Below are 13,140 nucleotides of genomic sequence, written 5' to 3'. Positions count from 1 at the left end.
CGTCCGGCGAACAAGCCGAAGCTTGGCCGCGCTCCATGAAAGCGGCGCGCTCCGACGAGCGTCAGTCGGCCACTCGCCACGGTTCAAGCGGAACCACGGTGGCGCAGGCCGGGCCGCCGTCCCTGGCCTTGCCGGGCAGGAGGACTTCGAGCACCACGCCTTCCAGAGCCCGCGCCAGCAGGTCGGCCGGGATCGTGTGGATGTCGATCTTGGCGCGCCGGCTCCAGGGCGAGGCGTGATCGCCGGCCGAGGTTCCGATGGCGATGTAGACGAACCGCCGGCTGGGGCCTTCGCTGCGGACGAACTCGCCCAGGAACCGCGGGCCGGGCGCGACGCGCACGGAGACGTCCAGGGCCAGCGGCGCATCGCCGGCGGTCACCGGCCCCACGGGATGGTTCTTCTTGTCCTGCAGGCTGTAGGCCACGCCCGGGATCGGATCCTGGATGCGCAGCCTCAGCGTGATCGGCTGACCGGTCATGGCGTTCCTCCCGAGGCGAAGTCGTAGACGACCCCGCGCCCGGGCGAAACCGCCCCCTACTTCGCGTAGCGCGCGGCCACCGGCTCGTAGCGGTCCCACACCTGGCGGTCGGCCAGCGAGCGCAGCAGCTTCAGATACTCGGCGTGCGACCAGGCCAGCGGCGTGGCCGAGTCCGTGCCTTCGCCCTTCACATAGGGGTGGCGGGCGTCGGCGCCGACGCCGTCCCAGACCTGTTCGGGGATCAGCAGGCCGTCATTGGCGAAGAGCTCGATGGCTTTCACGTAGCGGGCGCGGATGGCGTCGATCTGGCCCTTGCCGACCTTGCCCTTCTCGGCCGCCAGGGCGAGTTCGTAGTGGCCGCGCTCACCGGTGAAGATCGGCCACACCCGGCCGCGCTGGCCGGGGCTCATTTCGCCGCCCTCGCCGTAGTTGCCGACGGTCTTGGCGTCCTCGCCGTAGCCGTCGACGTCGTAGCGCCGCCAGCCGGGGAACTCGCCCTTCACCCCCGGGAAGCTGAAGTCGTAGCGCACGCGATAGAGGTCATCCCGCGCCGTGTCGTCCAGCTCCGGCAGACTGCCGGCGATGTGGCTGTCATCGGCCCGGCGCACGCCGTAGCGGACCAGCTCCAGGAACCCGCCGTCCACGACCTCGTCCTCGGGCGGAGCGATCTGGCCGTTGGCGGCGCCGATCGGGGCCTTGTCGTTGGGGTCTTCGTTCTTGTTCAGGCGCATGAAGTAGCTGCCGTCGCCGAACTTGCCGCTGGTGGTGAACATCCGCGCCTCGACCTTGGCCGAATAGGCGTCGGCCGTGGCCCGATAGCGGTCGCCCGAGGCCGTGTCGCCGGCCAGATCGGCGATGTCGCCGGCGGTGACGAGGCCGGCGATCACCGCGGCCGTGGTCGAGGGCGAGTGGCCGTCCTGCTCCTCCCAGCGCTCCTGCTGGGTGAAGGGCGGGACGATGGTCTCGTGGTTCCAGCCGATGTTCACCTTGCCGCCATCCACGAGGAAGTCGGCGGCCGGCTTGATCATGCGGGCGTAGTAGGCCTTGAGATCGGCTTCCGACAGCCAGCCCAGCTTCCACAGCTTCCAGCCCAGCATGATCGGCATGGCCGTCTGGTCGAGCTGGACGCCGACCCATTCGGGCGTGCCGTCGACCTCGGTCTTCTGCAGGAACCAGCCGCCGGCGCCCTTGTTACCCGGGGTCTTCGGGCCGACCTGCACGGTGGGCAGGTAGTGGAAGGCCGCCAGCGGGGTTTCCTTGTCGCCCAGGGCCGCCAGCGCCATGGCGCACTGGTAGAAGTCGCGCGGCCAGACGGCCTTGTAGCCGGTCGAGGGGCGGGCGGCGTCCACCGTGTCGCCCCACGGGTTGGACAGCGAGGCGATCAGGGCGCCGGCGTGGGTGCGGTCTTCCTGCACCTTCAGCATCAGGGCGCTGGCATAGGCCAGCTTGCCGCCGTCGGCGCTCTGGGCGGCCACGCGCGGCAGTTCCGAGAGCGAGGCGATGTAGTCGGCCCAGCCCACCCGCTCGCCCTCGCCGTTGTAGCGGGCCAGCACCTCGGCATAGCCGGTCTTCAGGCTGGCCATGGCCGTCTGGCTGGAGGCGCCCGGATCGGCGCCGAAGCCGATGGCGAAGTCGTAGGTCGCCTCGCCGGCCGCCAGGGTCGGCAGCTGGGCGGCCAGGACGATCGCGCCCTTGGCTTCGGAGGCGCCCTCAAGCACGCCGCCGTCGAGGATCTTCAGGGCGTCATTGCCTTCCAGCTTGGCGGCGGCGGCCTTGGCGAAGGGGCGGTCGCCGCGCAGGGTGAGGTAGACCTTGCCCTCGCCGGCCGTCAGGCCTTGCGCGCCCGCCGAGCCGACGTCGTTGCCGCCGGTGTTGGCCATATGCGGCTCCAGCACCAGGAACGGCGTCACCGGCCCTTTGAGGGCCTTGACCGTCACCCGCAAAAACAGGGCGTTGCGGTCGGGATCGGTGAAGATCCGCTTCTCGATGACGAAGCGGCCGGCCTTGTCGGTGGTGGTGATCTTGTAGGCCGGCGACAGCGGCCGGCCCTTTTTATCCGTATACAGATATTCTGTCTTGGCGGTCGTGTCGCGGCCCTCCACCACAAGACCGTCAGAGGTCTTCACGGCGATCCGCATCTGCTTGATCTGGGCCTCGTGGATCAGGCCGTACATGGTTTCGGTCATCACGCCGTCGGCGACCGAGAACCACACCTTCGACACCGCGCCGGTGCGGCCGCCGTCCTTGTAGGCGCCGTCGACATAGGCCTCGTACGAGGCGCCGACAGCGGTCTTGGCCGAATAGGCCCAGGTGGTGGCAGGCTCAGCCGCGCAGGCGGCCGAGGCGCCGACGGTCAGGGCCGAGGCGGCGAGGATCAGGGTCTTGAGGGTACGCATGGGGGGCCTCACGAAGCAGACTTGGCCAGCCGCTTGGGCTCGCCCGGGTCGTTGACGGCGAAGACGGCGACGGCGGCGATCAGGAACGAGGCCGCGCCCAGCACGAGCGCATAGATCGCCTGGCCGCCGAAGAAGGTCTTGAGCAGCAGGCCCAGCACGGTGGCGGCCAGCAGCTGCGGGATGACGATGAAGAAATTGAAGATGCCCATATAGACGCCCATCTTCCGCGCCGGCACCGAGCCCGACAGGATCGAATAGGGGGCCGACAGGATCGAGCTCCAGGCGAAGCCGACCCCGACCATGCCGACGATCAGCAGCTTGGGGTCGCGGATGACCAGGAACGACAGCAGGCCAAGACCGCCCAGAACGAGGCAAAAGGCGTGGGCGACGCGGCGGCTGGTCGCGCGGGCGATCACCGGGATCAGCAGGGCCGCCAGGGCCGCCACGCCGTTATAGACCCCGAACAGCACCCCCACCCAGTCGGCGCCGGCGTTGTAGGCCGCCGAGCTGGCGTCGGTCGCGCCGTAGTGGAAGGCCGCGACGCCGGGCGTGGTGTAGATCCACATGGCGAACAGGCCGAACCACGAAAAGAACTGCACGACGGCCAGCTGCTTCATGGTGGAGGGCATGGCGAAGAGGTCCTCGACCACTTCGGAGAAGCCGTTGCGGGTGCGCCCGCCCGCCTTCAGCTGACCGGCGACCAGCTGCGCCACGCCGAAGCCGGCGATCAGGGCGGCCAGGACGTAGAGCTCCTTTTCCAGCCGGGCGGCGTAGACGCCCACCGCGACCGCCAGGCCGGCGATCGTCCAGGCCACGCCGCCGGTCAGGTAGGCGGCGACGCCGCGGCCTTCAGCCTGCGCCTCGACGGCGACCGCCTCGCCCTTCGCGGCGGCTTCGGCGGCTTCGAAGGCGGCCATCTGCTCGGGGCTGTATTCGCGTGTGGAAAACACCGTCCACAGCACCGAGGCCAGCAGCACCGCGCCGCCGACATAGAAGGCGATGCGTACCGAGTCCGGGATCTGGCCGGCCGGGGCGGTGTTGGCCACGTCGAGCCAGTTGGTCAGGATCCACGGCAGGCACGAGGCCAGCACGGCCCCGATCCCGATGAAGAAGCTCTGCATGGCGTAGCCGGTCGAGCGCTGCTCGTCGGGCAGGTTGTCGCCGACGAAGGCCCGGAACGGCTCCATGGTGATGTTGATCGAGGCGTCCATGATCCACAGCGCCGAGGCCGCGATCCACAGGGACGGCGAGTTGGGCATCAGGATCAGGGCGGCCGTGGTCAGGATCGCGCCCCAGAAGAAATAGGGCCGGCGGCGGCCGAGCTTCCCCCAGGTCTTGTCGGACAGGTAGCCGATGATCGGCTGCACCAGCAGGCCCGTGGCCGGCGCGGCGATCCACAGGATGGCCAGGTGGTCGATCTCGACGCCGAGGGTCTGGAAGATGCGGCTGGTGTTGGCGTTCTGAAGGCCAAAGCCGATCTGGATCCCGAAGAACCCGAAGCACATGTTCCAGATCTGGAAGAGGCTCAGCCTGGCCTTGGTCATCGCTTCCCCGCCGTGACGCCGCCGGTTTTCCCGGCCGTTTGCGCAAGTTTTTGCAATGCGCTTTGCGGCGGACATTTGCGCATGGGGTGCACAGGGATGCAATGAGGAAGTGGGATTATCGCTGCCTTTCTAGGACATATCGCCCCGAAACGATTGCTGTTGGCGTAACACGGCCTGGCGCTCAGGTGTCCGAAGTCACGCGCGAAAGGCAATAATTCTCATAAATTTGCACTCCCAACTCCCGTCATTCCCGCCACAAGGGCGGGAATGACGGGCGGAAAAGAAGTCCCCTTGCATCTCGCCCAATCACGTAACATGTATAATTACATGAAACGGAACAGCCGCCTCTCCGTCGCCCTGCACGTGCTGCTGCACATGGCCGAACAGCCCGACAAGGCCCTGACCTCCGAGGTCCTGGCCGGCTGGGCCGCGACCAATCCGGTGGTCATCCGCCGCACCTTCGCCGGCCTGCGCGAGGCCGGCATCGTCGGCTCGACCAAGGGCCACGGCGGCGGCTGGACGCTGCTGAAACCGCTGGACGCCGTCAGCCTGGCCGACATCCAGGCCGCCCTGGACGAGCCGGTGCTGGCGTTGGGCAAGGCCGAGGAAAGCCCCGGCTGCGTCGTCGAGCAGGCGGTCAACGCCGCCCTGGACGACGCCGTGTCCGAGGCTCGCCGGCTGCTGGACCAGCGCCTGTCGAACATCACCCTGGCGGACCTGGCCGCCGAGATCGGCCCGCGCCGCGTCGTGCTGCAGGCGGCCGGCTGCGAGGATCCCCACCATGAGTCATGACGTCATCGTCGTCGGCGGCAGCTTCGCCGGCCTGTCCGCCGCCATGCAGCTGGCGCGCGCCCGCCGCGACGTGCTGGTGGTCGACGCCGGCCTGCCCCGCAACCGCTTCGCCGACGCCTCGCACGGCTTCCTCGGCCAGGACGGCAAGGCGCCGTTCGACATCCTGCGCGAAGCCCGCCGCCAGTTGTCGGCCTATCCCACCGTGTCGTTCGTCGAGGGCGAGGCGCGCGACGCCGGCGCCGAAGACGAGGCTTTCACCGTGGCCCTGAGCGACGGCCGCCACGTGCGCGGCAGACGCCTGGTGTTGGCCACCGGCGTCGCCGACCAGTTGCCCGACATCCCCGGCCTCAAGCCCCGTTGGGGCGCCAGCGTGCTGCACTGCCCCTACTGCCACGGCTACGAGGCGCGCGACCAAAGACTGGGCGTGCTGACCAGCAGCGCCATGGACGCCCACAAGGCCCAGATGCTGCCCGACTGGGGGCCGACCACCCTGTTCAGCCAGGGCCTGCCGATCGACGACGACACCCGGGCGAAGCTGGCCGCGCGCGGCGTGGCGATCGAGGAGGTTCCGGTGGTCGCGCTGCTGGGCGAGGAGCCGGCGCTGTCCGGCGCCCGCCTGGCCGACGGCCGGATCGTCGCCATCGAGGCGATCTTCGCCTCGCCGACCGTGCGCATGGCCAGCCCGCTGGCGCAGCGCCTGGGTTGCGCCTTCCAGGACGGCCCGCTGGGCCCGCTGATCGCCGTCGACGACTGGAAGGCCACCAGCGTGCCGGGCGTCTTCGCCGCCGGCGACGCGGCGAGGGCCAACCACAACGCCACCCTGGCTTCCGCCGACGGAGTGCTGGCGGGGGTGGGCGCGCACCGGTCGCTGGTGTTCGGGTAGGCTCCCCCCCTTAAGACCCCCGCGAAAGCGGGGGCCCAGGTGTTTTATCGTCGAGCGCAGAGGACTTCAGAAAAAGCCCGGGTCCCCGCTTTCGCGGGGATTTTACGGGGGAGGGAAACGCTTAGCGCTTCCCCAAAGCCACGAACCGGATCGCCTGGCCGCCGCCGGGTGCCAGCCGCAGCGTCAGCACATCCGCCGCCGTGACTTCGCGGGTCTCGATGACGATGTCCTGCGGGGCGGTCTTCCAGTCGGCCGCCTCACCGTCGCGATAGATCTCGGCGCGGTACTTGCGGCCCGGATCGAGGAACGACAGCGGCGCCGAAAGCACTCGGCCCTGCTCGTCGCTGACCGCGCCCAGGTACCAGTCGTCGCTCTTGCGGTCCTTGCGGGCGATGGTGACGAAGTCGCCGATCTCGCCGTTGACCACCTTGGTGTCGGCCCAGTCGACCGGCACGTCCTCGATGAACTTGAACGGCTTCGGATTGGCCTCGTAGTTCTCGAGCAGGTCGGCCGCCATCTGGATCGGGCTGTAGATGACGACGTACAGCGCCAGTTGCTTGGCCCAGGTGGTGGCCACGCCGTCGGGGGCCTTGGTCTTCATGCCGAAGATGCCGGGCGTGTAGTCCATCGGCCCGGCCAGCAGGCGGGTGAAGACCAGGTTGGCCTCGTGCTCGGGCGGATTGCCCGGCTGGCCCCAGGCGCTGAACTCCATGCCCCGCGCGCCCTCGCGGCTGATCCAATTGGGGTAAGTGCGGCGCAGGCCGGTGTCCTTGATCGGCTCGTGCGAGTTGATGGCGATCTGGCGTTTGGCGGCGGCCTCCAGCACCCGCACGTGGTGCTCGGCCAGGGCCTGGCTTTCGTGCCAGGCGAAGTGGACCTTGCCGTCCGGCCCCAGCACCTGGGCGCCGCCGGCGTCGGCGACATAGCCGGTCTTGACCGCCGGCACGCCGACCGACTTGTAGAGGTCGAAGGCGCCGTCCATCTGGCGCTCGTAGACGACGGTGTTGCCGGCCGTCTCGTGGTGGCCGATCAGAACGACGCCCCTTTTGCGGGCGTAGTCGGTGAGCTTCTTCAGGTCGAAGTCCGGATAGGACTCGGTGAAGCTGAACTCCGAGCCGTCGGCGAACCAGGCGCCGTCCCAGCCCTTGTTCCAGCCCTCGACCAACACCCCGCCCAGGCCGTGCCTGGCGGCGAAATCGATGTGGCGCATGACGTTCTCGTTGGTCGCGCCGTGCTTGGGACCCGAGCCCCAGGTCTTGTGGTCGAGGTGCATCTCCCACCAGACGCCGACATATTTCATCGGCTTGATCCACGAGACGTCGCCCAGCCTGTTGGGCTCGTTCAGGTTCAGGATCAGGCTGGAGGTAACGAGGCCGCCAGCGTTGTCGGCGATCTGCAGGGTGCGCCAGGGCGTGGGGAACGGCAGGGCGCGCTCGACCTTGGCCTCGCTGATCCCCGGCGTCAGGCTGGCCTTGAAGCGGCGATCCTGGGCGCGGGCCAGGTTCATGCCGGCGTAGTCCACCAGCGCCGCCTCGTGGATCGAGACGTGCAGCCCGTCCTTCGTGCGCAGGGTCATCGGCGTCTGGGCGACCGAGACCTCTTCGACCGACGTCCTGTTGTAGAGATATTCCTCGCGGTTCCACTCATAGGCCGGGATCCACCAGGCGGTGGCCTCGTCCACCAGGCTGAACTCGGTCAGCTCCTCGCCGATGCGGGCGGTCTTCAGATTGGCCTGTTCGGGAAACTCGTAGCGGAAGCCCAGGCCGTCGTCATAGAGCCGGAACACCACGTCGAGCCGGCGGTGCAGCGGGGTCTTCTCGACCAGGGTGACACGCAGTTCGTTGAAGCGATTGCGCACCGATTTCCGCTCGCCCCAGGGCAGGTCCCAGGTCTCGTCGACGCTGCGGGTCTTCTGGTCCGCGACCTCGAAATTGCGCTGCAGCTTGGGAGCGTCGACCAGGATGAAACCCAGCTTCGACGGGGCGATCACCGGCCGGCCAAGGCGGCTGACCGAGTAGGTCGGCTGGCCGTCGTTGTCGGTGGTGACCGACACGCTCAGCACCTTGTCGGGCGAGGTCGCGGTCGCCGTGACGGCCGCCAGCGAGGGCGACGCCGCGAGCGCCAGGGCGGCGATGGCGAGAAGGCGTAGGATCATGCTTCTGCTCCTGGACACCGCATGGCGCCGCACTTGCCAAGCGCGGGCGTCGATGCGTTAAGAGGGGTACTGAAAACTTTTGCGGCAAATTTTGCGGCCGCGAAAACGCACGGGGACGGGGAACGGTGAGCAAGGGGGCGACGCGTCTGGAAGACCTGGCCAGGATGGCCGGCGTCTCGATCTCCACCGCCTCGCGGGCGCTGAACGACAGCCCCGCCGTCAACCAGCGCACCAAGCAGCTGATCTGGAAGCTGGCGCGCGAGATGGACTATCCGTTCCGCCGCTACATGCCCGCCGGCCCGATCGGCGCCGAGGGCACGATCGCCATCGTCGTGCCGCGTCCGCAGCACCGCGAGGGGCGCCTCTCGGACCCGTTCTTCCTCGAACTGTTCGCCGGCGTCGGCGAAGCGGCCCGCGAGCGCGGCTGCGATATCCTGGTCAGCCACGTGGCCCCGGGCAGCTTCGAAGACCTCTCGGCGGCCATGACCACCAGCCGCGCCGACGGGGTGATCTTCCTGGGCCAGTCCTGGCTGCACACCGCCTTCAACCGCCTGGCCGAGACCGAGGCCCGCTTCGTGGTCTGGGGCGCGCAGCTGCCCGACCAGGCCTACTGCTCGGTGGGTTCGGACAATCCCCTCGGCGCCAAGCGCGCGACGCTGCATCTGGCGCGCCTCGGCCGCAAGCGCATCGTCTTCCTGGGCGACACCGAGGCGCCGGAAGCCATGCAGCGCCACCGCGGCTATCTCGACGCGGTCGAGCAGTTCGGCCTGGGCGTCGATCCCGACCTGATCGTGCCGGCCCACTTCGAGGTCGAGTCGGCCGAGGCCAGCATCGACAGCCTGATCCAGCGCGGCGTGAAGTTCGACGGCGTCGTGGCCGCCTCCGACCTGATCGCGCTCGGCGCCATCCGCGCCCTGCAGCATGCCGGCCTGTCGGTGCCCGGCGACGTCTCGGTGATCGGCTACGACGACGTGCCCTTCGCCCGCTACTCGCGCCCAGCCCTGTCGACGATCTCGCAGGACACGGCCAAGGCGGGGCGGCTGATGGTCTCGAAGCTGCTGGACGCCAGCGGGCAGGGCGCGAGCCGGTCCGAGCGCGTGCCGACGGATTTGATCATCCGCGAGAGCTGCGGGGGGTAGCCGCTCCTGCTGCCCACCCTTCCCCTCACCTTTCAGCCCGTCATTCCCGCCCTTGTGGCGGGAACCCCTGGTTCCGCTAGCGTGGGAAACGCAAGCGGACCGCTGGCGGTCCGCCTCACTCGCACCTGCGGCTGACAGAGGGGTTCCCGCCACAAGGGCGGGAATGACGGGAGAATTGGGGTGAGAGATCACCCCCGCTTCGCCAGCAGCCCGCCCAGCGGCGGCACCGAGCCCGGCGCGCCGAGATTGACGCTGTCGACCACCGTCCAGCCGTCCGGCAGGTCCCAGGCCACGGCCTCGAAGCCGATGTTGAACACGCACAGCAGGGCCGCCTCGCCCTCGCCGCGCTCGAACACCAGCAGCGGGGTGTTGGTGTCGACCAGATGCATGCCGCCGGTCTTCAGGGCCGGCCACTGGGCGCGCAGGCCGATCAGCCGGCGAGCGACGTGCAGGGTCGAGCCTTGGTCGGCTTCCTGGGCGTCGACCGACAGCGGCAGGTGCGCCGGATCGACCGGCAGCCAGGGCTCGACGGTGGAGAAGCCGGCGTTGATCGCGCCAGCCTTCCACGGGATCGGGGTGCGGGCGCCGTCGCGGCCCAGGGTCTGGGGCCAGTTGGCGATGGCTTCCGGATCGACCAGCCGCTCGAACGGCACATGGGCCTGGGGCAGGCCCAGCTCCTCGCCCTGATAGACGAAGACGTTGCCGCGCAGGGTCATCAGCAGCAGCAGGGCCATCTCGGCGAAAGCCTTGCGGTCGCGGCCCCGCGCCCAGCGCGACACCGCCCGCGGGGCGTCGTGGTTGGAGAAGGTCCAGGACGGCCAGCCCTCGCCCTGCGCGCCCGGCCAGTCGGTGGCGCCGCTGCGCACCAGCTCGTCGCGCAGCTCGTCGGCATAGAGGTAGAGGAAGCTGTAGGCGCTGTTGAGGTGATCCTCGCCGGCCGTGAACCGCTTCATCTCCTCGTCGGCCCGGTCGCCGCCGATCTCGGCCACCGAGAAGCGGTCGCCATATTGGTCGGTCAGGGCGCGCAGGCGGGACAGGAACTTCGGGATGTCCGGATGGCCCTGGTTATGGACCTTGTCCTGGAAGTCGAACGGCCGGGTGCGCTTGCCGCCCGGCGGCATAGGCGGATTGTCCCGCAGGGCCGGGTCGTGCATCGAGAAATTGATGGCGTCGAAGCGGAAGCCGTCGACCCCGCGCTCCAGCCAGAAGCGGGTGACGTCGAGCAGGGCCTCCTGCACTTTCGGATTGTGCAGGTTCAGCTGCGGCTGCGAGGCCAGGAAGTTGTGCATGTAGTACTGGCCGCGTCGGGCGTCCCAGGTCCAGGCCGGGCCGCCGAAGACGGACTGCCAGTTGGACGGCGGCGAGCCGTCGGCCTTGGCGTCGGCCCAGACATACCAATCCGCATACGGATTATCTCGACTTTCGCGGCTCTGGGCGAACCAGGCGTGCTCGTCGCTGGTGTGGGAAAACACCAGATCGATGATGATCTTCACGCCCAGCTTGTGGGCCTTTTCGATCAGGGCGTCGAAGTCGGCCAGGCTTCCGAAGATCGGATCGACGTCGCGATAGTCCGAGACGTCGTAGCCGAAGTCCTTCATCGGCGAGGCGAAGAACGGCGACAGCCAGATCGCGTCCACGCCCAGCGAGGCGATATGCTCGAGGTGCGCGGTGATCCCCGGCAGGTCGCCCACCCCGTCGTCATTGGAGTCGGCGTAGCTGCGCGGATAGACCTGATAGATCACCGCGCCGCGCCACCATTCGGCGGCGGGGACGGAAGCAAGAGACGCGGCGGGGTTCGCCAGGCTTTCGATGGTCACTGGGGCGCGCCCTCCGAGACGCAGATCTTGTAGTCGAGCGGCGCGATCGTCACGCGGTAGCTGCCCGGGGCGGCGGACGCCGGCGCGCAGGCGCCGACGACCGAGCGCCACGCGGCCGAGGTCGTCTCGACCTCGACCTGGGCCTCCACCGGCGTCTGGCCGGTGTTGAACAGGACCAGGGTCTCACGACCCTGGAGGATACGGGAAACGGCCAGCAGGCCGGGCTTGTCGCCGGCGGCGCGGATGACCTGCCGGCCGCCGCGCAGGGCGGGGTCGGCGGCGCGCGCCTTGGCCATGCCGGCGATGGCGCGATAGAGCGGCGCGCCGGTGTCGAAGCGGTCGGCCGAGCCCGGCTTGCCGCCGATCAGGCGGTTGTCGTTGTAGGCGGCGACCTGGCTGGCGAACATGTCCTCGCGGGCGTCCTTGTCGTCGCCGTCGCCGGTGAAGCCCTGCTCGTCGCCGTAGTAGAGGGTCGGGGCGCCGCGCAGGAACATCAGCAGGGCGTGAGCCAGCACGTCGCGCTTGAGCAGCTCGTCGTCGGAAGCGCCGGGGTTGCCCGCCACCAGCCGGCGGCCGAACCGCCCCATGTCGTGATTGCCCAGGAAGGTCGGGATCTGCAGACCCGCCGCCTCGCCGCCGCGATAGAGCGCGTCGGCGGCGTAGAGCCGGGCGAAGCGGTCGGTCCCGGCCTTGCCCGCCACCGTCTCGGTGGCCGCCTGCTGGAAGGCGAAGTCGAGCGCGGCCGGAAAGCCGTCGACCACGGTCGAACGCGCCAGGGCCACCGGATCCGGATCGGCGATCTCGGCGAAGATGTGGAAGTTGGGGATGCCCCGCGCGGCCGCCCGCGCCTGCATGGCCGGCACGAAGGCCTGCCAGAATTGCGGATTCACATGGCGGGCGGTATCGACGCGGAAGCCGTCGATGCCGAACTCGTCGATCCAGGCGCCGTAGATGTCGATGAAGCCGGCCACCACGCGCGGGTTCTCGGTGTAGAGATCGTCGAGCCCGGCGAAGTCACCATAGAGCGAGCTCTCGCCGACGAAGTCGCTCTCGCCGCGGTTATGGTACCAGATCGGGTCGTTCAGCCAGTCGGGCTTCTTGACCCTGGCCTCGGCCGCCGGAACGTAGGGCGTGTAGGCAAAGTCGGGCCGGGTGAGCTTTGCAAAATTCCCGGCCGAGCCGTCGGCGTCGCCCGAAAAGCCGGCGTTGATCGCAGCCCCCGAGACGCCGCCGCGCCGGTTGACCGGATAGTCGGCCTTGCTGCGGTAGTCGCAGCGGCGGCCTTCGCATTCCTTGAACTTTATGACGTCGGCCGTGTGGTTGACGACGATGTCCATATAGACCTTGAGGCCGCGCGCATGGGCGGCCTCGACCAGGGCCTTGAAGTCGGCCTTGGTTCCCAGATGCGGGTCCACCGTCGTGAAGTCGGTGATCCAGTAGCCGTGATAGGCCGCGCTCTCGTGACCCTTGGGGCCCTGCACCGGCTTGTTGGCGAAGATCGGGGCCAGCCAGATCGCGGTCGCGCCCAGGCCCTGGATATAGTCGAGCTTGCCGGCCAGGCCCTTCAGGTCGCCGCCGTGGAAGAAGCCCTTGTCGGCCGGGTCGAAGCCGGTCGCCAGGCGGCCTTCAGACAAATTGGCCCCCTTCAGCCCGCCACGGTCGTTGGACGGATCGCCGTTGGCGAAGCGGTCGGGCAGCACGAAGTAGATCACCTCGTCCTGCGGGAGCCTGGCGCGGAAGGTCTCGGCGGCCACGGCCGGGACGGCGGTCGCGGCGAGGCTGGCGCAGCCGAGCGCGGCCGCCAGCCGCCCCCACCGATTGCGGGTGTCCATCCCCCTGCCCTCCATCCCTAGCGTCGCGATCTTCGACGACCCGGTCGCCACGTCAATTTTGCATAGATTTGCAAAGCCGCTGACCTGCTGTCAATCCATTCGCC

General features: G+C 69.1%; 9 protein-coding genes. 3 read left to right on the top strand and 6 right to left on the bottom strand.

Going from position 1 to position 13,140, the window contains the following annotated elements; translation table 11 throughout:
* Positions 1–61: 61 nt before the first annotated feature.
* The 3 genes from AC1RRS_RS20180 to AC1RRS_RS20170 are packed head-to-tail and all read right to left on the bottom strand — an operon-like array spanning position 62 to position 4,418.
* Positions 62–478: a DUF5990 family protein gene (locus tag AC1RRS_RS20180; RefSeq protein ID WP_492856722.1), complete on the bottom strand. Its 417-nt coding sequence runs from the start codon at positions 476–478 to the stop codon at positions 62–64.
* A gap of 56 nt (positions 479–534) precedes the next feature.
* Positions 535–2,874 (bottom strand): glucan 1,4-alpha-glucosidase, encoded by a 2,340-nt coding sequence (locus tag AC1RRS_RS20175; protein ID WP_492856721.1) that lies wholly within the window; start codon positions 2,872–2,874, stop codon positions 535–537.
* An 8-nt stretch (positions 2,875–2,882) separates the two neighbouring features.
* On the bottom strand, positions 2,883–4,418 hold the full coding sequence (locus tag AC1RRS_RS20170; RefSeq protein WP_492856720.1) for an MFS transporter: 1,536 nt from the start codon (positions 4,416–4,418) through the stop codon (positions 2,883–2,885).
* Between the two features lie 327 nt (positions 4,419–4,745).
* On the opposite strand from AC1RRS_RS20170, the gene AC1RRS_RS20165 reads away from it, so the two are divergent.
* Both AC1RRS_RS20165 and AC1RRS_RS20160 read left to right on the top strand, forming a co-directional pair.
* Positions 4,746–5,210 (top strand): RrF2 family transcriptional regulator, encoded by a 465-nt coding sequence (locus tag AC1RRS_RS20165; RefSeq protein ID WP_492856719.1) that lies wholly within the window; start codon positions 4,746–4,748, stop codon positions 5,208–5,210.
* Positions 5,200–6,093 (top strand): NAD(P)/FAD-dependent oxidoreductase, encoded by an 894-nt coding sequence (locus AC1RRS_RS20160; RefSeq protein WP_492856718.1) that lies wholly within the window; start codon positions 5,200–5,202, stop codon positions 6,091–6,093. The genes AC1RRS_RS20165 and AC1RRS_RS20160 overlap by 11 nt, the downstream gene beginning before the upstream one ends.
* Positions 6,094–6,214: 121 nt before the next feature.
* On the opposite strand, the gene AC1RRS_RS20155 is transcribed toward AC1RRS_RS20160, so the two are convergent.
* Positions 6,215–8,248: a glycoside hydrolase family 97 protein gene (locus tag AC1RRS_RS20155; protein WP_492856717.1), complete on the bottom strand. Its 2,034-nt coding sequence runs from the start codon at positions 8,246–8,248 to the stop codon at positions 6,215–6,217.
* Positions 8,249–8,373: 125 nt separating this feature from the next.
* On the opposite strand from AC1RRS_RS20155, the gene AC1RRS_RS20150 reads away from it, so the two are divergent.
* Entirely contained in the window at positions 8,374–9,387 is a 1,014-nt protein-coding gene (locus AC1RRS_RS20150; RefSeq protein ID WP_101718651.1) for a LacI family DNA-binding transcriptional regulator, read from the top strand.
* A gap of 188 nt (positions 9,388–9,575) precedes the next feature.
* Here the strand turns inward: AC1RRS_RS20150 and AC1RRS_RS20145 are convergent, their stop codons facing one another.
* Both AC1RRS_RS20145 and AC1RRS_RS20140 read right to left on the bottom strand, forming a co-directional pair.
* Complete coding sequence (locus AC1RRS_RS20145; RefSeq protein WP_492856715.1) at positions 9,576–11,204, bottom strand: alpha-amylase family glycosyl hydrolase; 1,629 nt, start codon at positions 11,202–11,204, stop codon at positions 9,576–9,578.
* Positions 11,201–13,036 carry an alpha-amylase family glycosyl hydrolase gene (locus AC1RRS_RS20140; protein ID WP_492856713.1) on the bottom strand — a complete coding sequence of 612 codons (1,836 nt, stop codon included), beginning with the start codon at positions 13,034–13,036 and terminating at the stop codon, positions 11,201–11,203. The genes AC1RRS_RS20145 and AC1RRS_RS20140 overlap by 4 nt, the downstream gene beginning before the upstream one ends.
* Positions 13,037–13,140 lie beyond the last annotated feature (104 nt).

The sequence above is a fragment of the Caulobacter sp. GW821-FHT12A07 genome (assembly GCF_058807655.1).
The sequence above is the reverse complement of the archived record's forward strand: the minus strand, read 5'-3'. Positions and strand labels throughout refer to the sequence as shown.

What these genes read in the sequence shown, in the direction of transcription:
- AC1RRS_RS20170 (WP_492856720.1), bottom strand. Translation starts at nt 4,418, where the DNA reads ATGACCAAGGCCAGGCTGAGCCTCTTCCAGATCTGGAACATGTGCTTC.
- AC1RRS_RS20140 (WP_492856713.1), bottom strand. Translation starts at nt 13,036, where the DNA reads ATGGACACCCGCAATCGGTGGGGGCGGCTGGCGGCCGCGCTCGGCTGC.
- AC1RRS_RS20165 (WP_492856719.1), top strand. Translation starts at nt 4,746, where the DNA reads ATGAAACGGAACAGCCGCCTCTCCGTCGCCCTGCACGTGCTGCTGCAC.
- AC1RRS_RS20180 (WP_492856722.1), bottom strand. Translation starts at nt 478, where the DNA reads ATGACCGGTCAGCCGATCACGCTGAGGCTGCGCATCCAGGATCCGATC.
- AC1RRS_RS20175 (WP_492856721.1), bottom strand. Translation starts at nt 2,874, where the DNA reads ATGCGTACCCTCAAGACCCTGATCCTCGCCGCCTCGGCCCTGACCGTC.
- AC1RRS_RS20155 (WP_492856717.1), bottom strand. Translation starts at nt 8,248, where the DNA reads ATGATCCTACGCCTTCTCGCCATCGCCGCCCTGGCGCTCGCGGCGTCG.
- AC1RRS_RS20160 (WP_492856718.1), top strand. Translation starts at nt 5,200, where the DNA reads ATGAGTCATGACGTCATCGTCGTCGGCGGCAGCTTCGCCGGCCTGTCC.